The following is a 10045-nucleotide window of genomic DNA, read 5'->3' on the forward strand; positions in this document are numbered from 1 at the left end:
TTTGCCTTGTTAATGAGTATCGAATATAGCTCTGAGTTGAGAAGAAACTTAATCAGATTGGTATTATCTAAATAACCTTCCCTCATTTTGAAACATAAATATGAGTAAAGTCGGCTATAAAATGCATTTAAGTTTATGGTTGTAAATGAATTATGGCTAAAAAGTCTTGTTATTGATTACCGTGGTGTAAAGATGCGACTAATCGAAGCCAAATTTTATAAGGTTAATCAATAGCACTAAAAAAAGCTTTAACCAACGGTTGTGACTTTGACTGGTTCAAGCAACATACTCCTAACTCAAAAGTGTCTACTTCACCAACATCTACCAAGTTATGTACGCGGTCTTTTACTGGACTATTATCAACAACTACTTGCGGCACAATACCGACGCCACAACCAAGCGCTACCATACTAACTAATGCTTCATGGCCTGACACAGTTGCGTAAATATTCGGTTTACCTTGTTGTTTTTTACGATACCAAAGCTCGAAACGTTTTCGAGAAGCACCATAATCTGGCAATATGATCGGAATTTCTGACCATGAAATGACTTTTTCACACAATTGTTGCTGTACTTTACACTTCATTGTTGGGGCAATAACTGCAAGATTAATAGTGTCAAGATGATGGAAGTAGACACTGCGTGGTAAATGCTCTGGCGTTGCAGCAATAGAAAAATCTACCGACTGATTTTGCACTTTTTCAAGGGCGTCTGAAGCATCTCCTGTAGTGAGCATTATTTCTACAGATGGATGTCTAGCTCTAAAGCGCTCTAATAATGGGGGTAAATGACTGTATGCAGCAGTAACTGAACAGTAAATATGCAGTTTACCTGTTAGTAATGATTGTTTTTGATTGAGTGACTGTTTGAAGCTTTGCCATTGCTCAAGTTGCTGTTCAGCGTAAATTTTAAATTTTTTACCCGCATCAGTTAACACCACAGTTCGGTTATCACGATGTAATAGATCGCCACCCACTTCATTCTCAAGCCTTTGTATTGCACGACTTAAGGTTGAAGGACTAATATGATGTGCTTGCGCTGTTTTACCAAAGTGTAAACTTTGGCTTAAATGGGTGAACATTGCTAATGCTTTTTGATCCATATTGCTCTACTCTGCTACATTCATTTTGATTAAATAAAACACAGTGGTTGCGTATTTTGCAATACTGTAATGCGAATATATCACTTTTTGCAACGCATTGACTAGCGTATGATGCTGGCATTGTCGATAAAATGACTAAATAAAATACAAGTTAGCAAGTGTTTACATGCTATTGAAATAAGACTTTCAAGCATCTAGACATGGTTAATTACAAACACTAAGTACATACATTATAGGAATACTCATGAGTAATTATTTTAACACGTTAAGTTTACGTGAAAAATTAGGTCAATTAGGCAAGTGTCGTTTTATGGATCGTTCAGAATTCGCTGACGGTTGTAACTTCATCAAAGATTGGAACATTGTAATCGTTGGTTGTGGTGCTCAAGGTTTAAACCAAGGTTTAAACATGCGCGACTCTGGCTTAAACATTTCTTATGCTTTACGTGATGCAGCAATCGCTGAAAAACGTCAATCATGGCAGTGGGCTACTGAAAATGGTTTCACAGTAGGTAACTACGCTGAACTTATTCCTCAAGCAGACTTAGTATTAAACCTTACTCCTGATAAGCAACATACTTCAGCTGTTACAGCTGTTATGCCGCTTATGAAAAAAGGCTCTACATTAGCTTACTCTCACGGTTTTAACATCGTTGAAGAAGGCATGCAAATTCGTGAAGATATCACGGTTGTAATGGTTGCTCCTAAGTGTCCAGGTACTGAAGTACGTGAAGAATACAAGCGTGGTTTTGGTGTTCCTACACTAATCGCTGTTCACCCTGAGAACGATCCTCAAGGTAACGGTTTAGCAATCGCTAAAGCATACGCAAGTGCAACTGGTGGTGACAGAGCTGGTGTTCTTGAATCATCTTTCATCGCTGAAGTTAAGTCAGACCTTATGGGTGAGCAAACTATCCTTTGTGGTATGTTACAAACTGCAGCTGTTTTAGGTCACAAGCAATTAGTTGCTCAAGGTATGGACGCAGCTTACGCACGTAAATTACTACAGTACGGTATCGAAACTACTACTGAAGGCTTAAAGCACGGCGGCATCACTAACATGATGGACCGTTTATCAAACCCTGCTAAAATCAAAGCGTTTGATATGTCTTTAGAGCTTAAAGAAATTTTACGTCCTTTATTTCAAAAGCACATGGATGACATCATCGAAGGTCGATTCTCTGCAACTATGATGGAAGATTGGGCTAACGACGATGTTAACTTATTAACATGGCGTGCAGAAACTGCTGAGTCTTCTTTTGAGAAAGCACCAGAGTGTACTACTGAGATTTCAGAGCAAGAGTACTACGACAAAGGCATTTTTGTTGTAGCTATGGTTAAAGCTGGTGTTGAATTAGCATTCGAAGCAATGGTTGATTCAGGTATCATCAATGCATCGGCATACTACGAGTCACTTCATGAAACTCCGTTAATTGCTAACTGTATCGCACGTAACATGTTACACGAAATGAACGTTGTTATTTCTGATACTGCTGAGTACGGTAACTACTTATTTACTCACGCTGCAGTACCATTGCTTGAAGAATATGCTTCTAACTTAACACTAGAGCAATTAGGCGAAGGCTTAAAAGAAACTTCAAACAATGTTGATAACGCACGTTTAATTGAAGTTAACGAAGCTATCCGTACTCACGGTGTTGAAGTGATTGGTAAAACACTTCGTGGCTACATGACTGACATGAAAAAAATTGCGAGCGCTAAATAATTCACTTGTTGAATTTTTATCTCAGTAATTTTTTCCATAAATAGAATCACAAAAGGCGGCATTTGAGTATTATCGGATGTCGCTTTTTTATTTTAAATTTTTAACCCAATAAGGATGACACTATGTCTGATTTTAATGAAGTAAGTATTAACCGCGCAGCAAACGTATATTTCGACGGTAAAGTAGTAAGCCGCACTATCACTTTTAAAGATGGTAGCTTTAAAACGTTAGGTGTTATGCAAGCTGGCGAATACAACTTTGGTACTAAAGAAGCAGAGTTAATGGAAATTACCGCGGGTGATTGTGAAATTTTACTTGCTGGCGCTTCTGAATGGCAAACAATCAAAGGCGGCGAGTCATTTAACGTTGACGCGAACAGCTCTTTTGATATCAAAGCTAAAACAATTGTTGATTACTGTTGTACTTACATTGATTAATCATAAGCTCAACGCTTAATTAATCATTAATACCAATCTTAATAAATATGTGATCACCTATACTTGTTAAAACGCCCAACTACAGCGTTATTTATTTAATAATTAAAACGACTAGTTATAAAAATAAATGCTTTGTATTTGGTCATTTTACCTATTTATAAAATAGACCACCTAATTAATGGAACTGGTATAACTAGTACAAATACAGAATGAAAAAGAGATGCTCAGACATCTCTTTTTTATGCCTTATTTTTATGGCTCAATGCGTAAAATGCCTTTACCATCAACGCCAACATAAATATAACCATCTGCTCCTTGAATAACATTTCTGACCCTACCGCCAACATCGGATAATAATTTAGTTTGTTTAACTACCTTGTCATCATTAATATCGAGTAAAACTAAATGAGCAAATTTCATTGAGCCGAGTAAAATTTTACCTTGCCATTGTGGATATTTATCACTGGTAATATACGCCATGCCTGACGGCGCTATTGAAGGATCCCAATATAATTTTGGTTGTTCCATACCGGCTTTTTTAGTGATATCGGTAAATTTACTGCCACTATAATTTACCCCATAACTAATAACTGGCCAGCCATAGTTTTTGCCAGCTTCAATCAGATTTACTTCATCGCCACCCTTAGGCCCATGTTCATGAGACCATATTTTATTTTTGCTGTTTGAGTCAGTATCAGTAAGTGTAACTAGCCCCTGAGGATTACGATGACCGTAAGAGTAGATAGCTTGTTTAGCATTGGCATCTTTATAAAATGAATTGGTTGTAGGAATAGTACCATCGAGGTTTAAACGGTATATTTTACCGCCATCACGGCTTATATCTTGCGGGTTTAAGTCGCGTTGACCACGGTCGCCAATGGAAAAATAAATATATTCATCGGAGATAGTAATTCGGCTACCGTAATGTGTACCGCTATTGGAATTACCTTCGCCTTTATATAGCTGTTTTTTATCAACGAGCTTGTTGTTTTTAACATCTAACTTGGCGCGCATTAACGCGGTATTGCTGCCAGAATCATCATCTTCTTCAATTGCGTAGGTGAAAAATATGAGGTTATTCGATGCAAAATCAGGATGAAGGGCAATATCAAGTAAGCCACCTTGGCCATTAGCATGAACGTCAGGTAAACCTGATATTTCAATTGATGGTTTATTCTCGGATAATAGCCATAATTTTCCCGAGCGCTCGGTTGCGAGCATACGTCCGTCGGGTAATTGCACCATACCCCACGGAATCATAATATCAGACCACAGTACCTGTGTTTTGTACGACTTATTATCTGCAAGCATAGCAATGGAGTCAGCTTGGGCAGAAGCGCTATAAGAGAAAGAAAAAATACTTAAGATGATGAATAAAAAAGCTTGGCGATAATTCATAGGTTCTCCTTGGTTAGTCAATCTTCATTAGTTTACCCCACAATCTACAGCAGTTAGTGTAGATTGGATATATTTTAAGAACTGTCTGAGCGAAAAATTAAGTACATTTTACCTAATAGTATGCCTTTTAGTGAAAGAACATTCGTTAGCGAAGGAAAAGTCTTCATTTGGAAAACTAAATAGCCTATATTTAAGCTCACAAATTTCAATGTTGATGTTAGTTATTAATTTTGTTCACTTTATTTTAACAATGTGTTTTTTTAACGTAATTTAAAATGTAGGTAATAACCTAGTGTGAGAAAAAGGTTTGAAGAGAATTTAACGAAACATCAACAAGCTTATATATCCAAACTGCCTTAAAATACAGGAAATCAGCATTTTGCAAGTGGCTTGGGTATAAATTATATTAAGTCTTTAAACTACAAGGAATAACCTATGGCATTTGATTATGGCTCCATAGATCTAGGATTGAAAAATCCATTCAAAACTGAAGGGTTAGTAACCGCCGTAAGAGGTGTAGTACAAACTATTTTAGGTTTATATCTGCTATTAACCGCGGCGAGTATTGTGAAAGAAAATACTACGGTCGGCTGGGTACTAATGGTATTTGGTATATTTATTTTAACCGGCGGAATCACTGCCGTTGCAAGTGGAGTGTACGCTAGGTTACGTTTTTTTGTTGGTAGAAATCATCCAACGTCTTTGGCTTATAATTTTAGTAAGTCAGAAACTACTGCGGCTAATGACGAAAAAGACATTGTTGGTTATAACAAAAAGCAACTTGAAGAAATGCTGGTAGGACGTAAAAACTCTACTTTTGTTGAACCAATAGGTTTTATTGCCCGTTTAATTCATAGTTTTATTCCAAAGCTTGTTTTCTTACCCTACCCAATACGTAATGTATCGCAACGCATTATCAGTGCATGGATAAGTACTATTATTTCGCTGTTAGCATATGGTCTTGTTGCCTTTGTTTCTTTGAATGGTTTTGCCGGCGAAGCAGGAGAGTTAGCATTCCCATTTTATTCTTTCTTTCTAATGCTTTATTTATTGATGACTTGGCGCAGTGCAGGTAAGCCTATCGTTAGAGCGGCAGAAAAAAAGATAGAAGCATTGGGTAGTACAACCTTAGTTAAAATAATTTCACTGTCAGTGATTCTGCCAATCAGTTTTGGTATTGCTTTATCGTGGTTAATGTCGACGAATAACTTACCGAAAGCTGAAATTGAAAACTTCATTAATCAAATGCCAAGCTTGAATGTTGGCTGGTACCTATTTGCGGTAATTTTAATTGCCGCGTTATCAAGCTTATTAGCTTTTGTCTTATTAAATAAAAGACTTAGCATAGTTAATCCTATTACAGAAGTTTCTGAGTTACGCGAAAATTGGCAAGAATCTGTTCACCCTAATGAGATTTTTATTAACTTAGACAATTTAGTGATGGCAAACCGTCGCTATAAGGAAGTACCAAATAGAGTTTATTTAGAACTTGATCCACAACTGCAAGAGCAAGCCGATGATAAAGGTGGCTTTAAAGGTGAGATGATTCAAGAAGTACAACCTAATGTGAAACCAATGGCTTTAGGTGACTTATTTAATAAAGTACGCGTAATCACCTTGGTTACTGGTAATATTTTCTATCTTATTGCGTCAGTATTTACTATGTTGTTAGCTTATCAACTTATTGATATTTATACTTTGGCTTCAGCAAGTAATATATCAACCGCTAATGAGTTGTTTGAGTCTAATAATTTTTCTCTTTTGCTTGATCTTGTCGTAGGGGCATTACATTTATTATTACTTGCCTTTTTAGTTAAATCTTTTGGACGATTATTAGCTACAGCAGCGCATTTGTTTTTTGCTGAAATGCAATTTGAATCACTGTTAGTGTACTTTAAATGTGAAGGTACTTTTACCGAATCAAAAATATCTACCGGTACAGGCATTCATGATAGTACTCGCTCTGAAAACACTTTAGTTCGCAGTAGTATTACCCCTTGGGTTATTGTGTCTAAAATTGTTTCTACCACTTTTGCAGCGACAGGGATGCAAAACCTTGAGCACCCACGCCATATTTTGGAAATGCATAAAGACGAAGAGCAATTAAAAGCTATTAAAAATGATGTTATATCATTCTTGAAAAACCGTGAATCTATTGCCTCAATTACCAGTGAAAGAGATTTAGGTAATGCGTCGCAAATTCATCAATTAAATCAACAAACGCGGGCGATGAATCCGACAACCTATTTATCTAACGAAGACGATGATGCGGCAGGTTATTTAAGACAAGAAGAAAATTTAAAAGACAACTCAAAAGAGTCGAAGGATAGTTAAGAAAAGCCTCTCTATAAGTCCTATAACTAATGTTATAGGACTTGTTTTATGTTTTTTAAAACTGTGTTTATGTCATATTGTAAGTTACTTCTATAACAAGTGTGATTACTCTTTACAAAACACCCTACCTGGAAAATACTTATCCTTTTTTTTTGGTAATACATTATACGAATCAACAACTACTAGCCCATCAATACAGTTATTAAATAATGGATCGATATTAAATGCACAGTAGCTAACGTTACCCGGATCGCATAAGTCAGTGTATTGTTTTAATAATGTCGGTACTGACATATTAAAAGTTTTAATGTGATTTTTAAGTAATTTAAATCCATCTTTATGATCTAAACCCTCAAACGCTTCTGTTAAGTCAAAGTAGACTGCTTCGGTAAATAGTAAAGGTAATTTCGCTTTTGCTATAGCCGGCTGATCTGAATTAGCGTTATTGCCATAATATTTACAGTAATAAAAAACTAGCCATTGATGTAGTTCTTTTTTGTATTCTGCACTGATCGATACAGGTCCAAATAAGTAGCGTAGCTCCGGACGGTTTTTTAAATAAGCACCAATAGCACACCATAAATATCCAAGGCTGCGTTTACCGCGATATTTAGGTTGTATAAAGCTACGCCCTAACTCTAAACCGTTTTGTTTAATCTCGGTAAAGTTTTCTTGGTAATCAAACAAGGTATTACTGTATAGCTTTTCAATAGCAATATCTTTGGTAGGTAATACGCGATATGCCCCTACTATCTCTAAGTTTTTTGGATCCCACAATATAAGGTGGTGATAATAATTATCGCATTCATCGGTATCAATGCGGTTACCTGTTCCTTCACCGACAGTTCTGAAAGACAATTCCCGCAAACGGCCTATTTCATTTAACAAGCAAGTATCTTTGGCATCAATCAGTAAATATGCTTCTTTACCGTCTTCGGTGATTGTTAGCCTTTCACATTTAGCCAGCTCAGTTAATAAATGTTGACGTTGCTGTGGGGCTGCAATGGGTTTTTCTGTTTCAAAAACTAAATTTTGGCTTTTTTTCCCTTTCCCATTATCAATATTTTTTAATGCATAAACGTGTTTACGAAACAGCTGTGCACTAACGGGTAAGTTATTAGGTAATTTATCAATTTGTTTAAAAGGGATAATTTCACCAATAGTAATTGGCACCGTGATTTTAGTTTTTCTAAACATTTCTTTTACCAGTAATAAAATACTAACGGGTTTTGATAAAAGAGATAAGCCGTAAAAAAATCGTGAATTTTTCCCACCCACATACACAGGTAAAACAGGAGATTGTGTTTTTTTAGCTAAGCGTAAAAAACCAGTACGCCAGTGGTTGTCTTTTATACCATCAAGTCTAAAACGAGAGACTTCTCCTGCAGGGAAAAAGATAACGGCTTCTTCGCCAATTAGGCTATGTTCAATGGCTTGATATTGCTCTTTCTTGGCACGGCCTTGCATGTTGTCTACCGGTAAAAAATAACTTTCTAACGGTTTGATATTCGATAATATTTCATTGGCAACTATTTTAATGTCTGAACGTACTTGGCTGACCATTTTGAGCAAAGCTATACCGTCTAAAGAACCAAGTGGGTGGTTTGCGACAATGATAACTCTGCCAGAGGTAGGAATGTTTTCCAACTCCCAATTGTTTACTAAAAAGCTTAAGCCCAGTCGTTGCATTACATGGTCCAAAAAGTTACTGGCTCCCATGTGGGCATGATCTGTTAAAAAGCTATTAATTTCATCTTCATGTAAAAGCTTTTTACATACTGTTCGTACTGTTTTATCTAATCTTGGGCTTTGCTGTAAATTTGGTAATTGTTTATTCAATATTGAGTCGATATTGATCATCATTCGCCCTTAAGGTGTCCGTCACCCTGTTTAGGGTATAGCTACCCTTTATTTGTTATAGTATTTATTGAATTCTCGACAGATATTGGATGCTTTAAATGACAAAAAGATGAATTAAATATTACTAAAGTATTACAAGGAGAAAAAAGGCATATTCGGCATATTGTTTTACCGCGTTATAGTTGTTGATATAGGTATGTAATGAGTGAGTAGAAGTGGCTTGGGTATAGATAAAAGAAGTTGGTTTTTGCTTTCTAGTAATATTAATGTAAGTGTAATAAATGCTCTTTGTTAACATTACCTTCCTTGCTGTAGTAGCTGTTAGGTATGGTTATTATGTTTCTGCCTTTGATATTAGCTCGTTTAATATCTTCACCATAATATTGATATAGTAAACTTTTTAATTCGCCGCTTGCTAATAATTGACGTAACCCCGCATTTAAACGGTTAGCTAATCGAGGATATTTAGGAGAAACATATAAATAGGTGACGGTTGGAATAAATAATACGATAGTTGGTTCAATAACAACGTTCGGCAATATTAACTTTTGACCTTCTACTTCATCAAAAATTTCATAAACCCCACGAGGTATGTAATTGAAACGATGCTTATTTAACATCAAAAATAGCCCTTCGTAATTATGTGTTTCTATCAAATCAATGTCATTCTGTTTATATATCTGAGCCGTTTTCCAACCTTGCAGTAATCCGACGGATTGTTGCTTTAAATCGTTCAGGTTACTGATTTGTGCAAAAGTAGAAAGATCGTTTTTGTTTATTAATAACACTCTATAGCTGAGTAGGCCAAGTCTGATGGGGACTTGTATAGGAAGAAGCGCTTTATCTGCTAATTCATTTGCGGGTGTTATTGTGGCATTAAGAATTTTACCTTTTTGAACAATTTTCACTTCTCTATCAGAAGTCATTCTTATATTTACTCTTTCTAATACAAAAGGACCATATTGTGGTTCAGTAATTTTAAGCGCTCTACGAATTACTTCTAGGTTATGTTTGGCTTTATTTTTAGAAAGTTGTTGGTGCTTTATTTTAATTATATCGACCGAATAGGCCTTATAAGCATATATACTAAACAACCACCGTCTAAAGACGGTGGGTTAAAAAACTGCGGACTGAAAGTCCAGCATTTCGGCTAAAGCCGATTACTCCACTTCAAAGTTGTCATTTGAT

7 protein-coding genes are annotated in these 10045 nt (G+C 36.1%); 3 read left to right on the plus strand and 4 right to left on the minus strand.

Features of this window, described 5'->3' with window-relative positions:
* Positions 1 to 223: 223 nt before the first annotated feature.
* Positions 224 to 1102 (minus strand): HTH-type transcriptional activator IlvY, encoded by an 879-nt coding sequence (gene ilvY / locus CWS31_RS16720; protein ID WP_101344196.1) that lies wholly within the window; start codon positions 1100 to 1102, stop codon positions 224 to 226.
* Positions 1103 to 1346: 244 nt separating this feature from the next.
* Here ilvY and ilvC point away from each other — a divergent pair, with 244 nt between their 5' ends.
* Positions 1347 to 2828, plus strand: a complete 1482-nt coding sequence (gene ilvC, locus CWS31_RS16725) for a ketol-acid reductoisomerase (protein ID WP_101344197.1) — start codon at positions 1347 to 1349, stop codon at positions 2826 to 2828.
* A 122-nt stretch (positions 2829 to 2950) separates the two neighbouring features.
* Positions 2951 to 3265 (plus strand): pyrimidine/purine nucleoside phosphorylase, encoded by a 315-nt coding sequence (ppnP, locus tag CWS31_RS16730; RefSeq protein ID WP_101344198.1) that lies wholly within the window; start codon positions 2951 to 2953, stop codon positions 3263 to 3265.
* 252 nt (positions 3266 to 3517) lie between these two features.
* On the opposite strand, the gene CWS31_RS16735 is transcribed toward ppnP, so the two are convergent.
* Positions 3518 to 4663 (minus strand): PQQ-dependent sugar dehydrogenase, encoded by a 1146-nt coding sequence (locus CWS31_RS16735; protein ID WP_101344199.1) that lies wholly within the window; start codon positions 4661 to 4663, stop codon positions 3518 to 3520.
* A 435-nt stretch (positions 4664 to 5098) separates the two neighbouring features.
* Between CWS31_RS16735 and CWS31_RS16740 the strand changes: the two genes are divergently transcribed.
* Positions 5099 to 6997 (plus strand): hypothetical protein, encoded by a 1899-nt coding sequence (locus CWS31_RS16740; RefSeq protein ID WP_101344200.1) that lies wholly within the window; start codon positions 5099 to 5101, stop codon positions 6995 to 6997.
* A gap of 105 nt (positions 6998 to 7102) precedes the next feature.
* Here CWS31_RS16740 and olsF read toward each other — a convergent pair whose 3' ends face one another.
* Together olsF and CWS31_RS16750 are read right to left on the minus strand one after the other, a co-directional pair.
* The gene (gene olsF, locus CWS31_RS16745) at positions 7103 to 8860 is read right to left on the minus strand and encodes a bifunctional ornithine lipid synthase OlsF (protein WP_101344201.1); all 1758 of its coding nucleotides are present in this window, start codon (positions 8858 to 8860) and stop codon (positions 7103 to 7105) included.
* 260 nt (positions 8861 to 9120) lie between these two features.
* Positions 9121 to 9951, minus strand: a complete 831-nt coding sequence (locus tag CWS31_RS16750; protein WP_101344202.1) for a substrate-binding periplasmic protein — start codon at positions 9949 to 9951, stop codon at positions 9121 to 9123.
* Positions 9952 to 10045 lie beyond the last annotated feature (94 nt).

The organism is Colwellia echini, assembly GCF_002843355.2.
Classification (GTDB): Bacteria; Pseudomonadota; Gammaproteobacteria; order Enterobacterales; family Alteromonadaceae; genus Colwellia; species Colwellia echini.

Bases quoted from the DNA above. Each gene is read 5' to 3' on its own strand.
- ilvC (WP_101344197.1), top strand. From the start codon at position 1,347: ATGAGTAATTATTTTAACACGTTAAGTTTACGTGAAAAATTAGGTCAA.
- CWS31_RS16735 (WP_101344199.1), bottom strand. From the start codon at position 4,663: ATGAATTATCGCCAAGCTTTTTTATTCATCATCTTAAGTATTTTTTCT.
- ppnP (WP_101344198.1), top strand. From the start codon at position 2,951: ATGTCTGATTTTAATGAAGTAAGTATTAACCGCGCAGCAAACGTATAT.
- CWS31_RS16740 (WP_101344200.1), top strand. From the start codon at position 5,099: ATGGCATTTGATTATGGCTCCATAGATCTAGGATTGAAAAATCCATTC.
- ilvY (WP_101344196.1), bottom strand. From the start codon at position 1,102: ATGGATCAAAAAGCATTAGCAATGTTCACCCATTTAAGCCAAAGTTTA.
- olsF (WP_101344201.1), bottom strand. From the start codon at position 8,860: ATGATGATCAATATCGACTCAATATTGAATAAACAATTACCAAATTTA.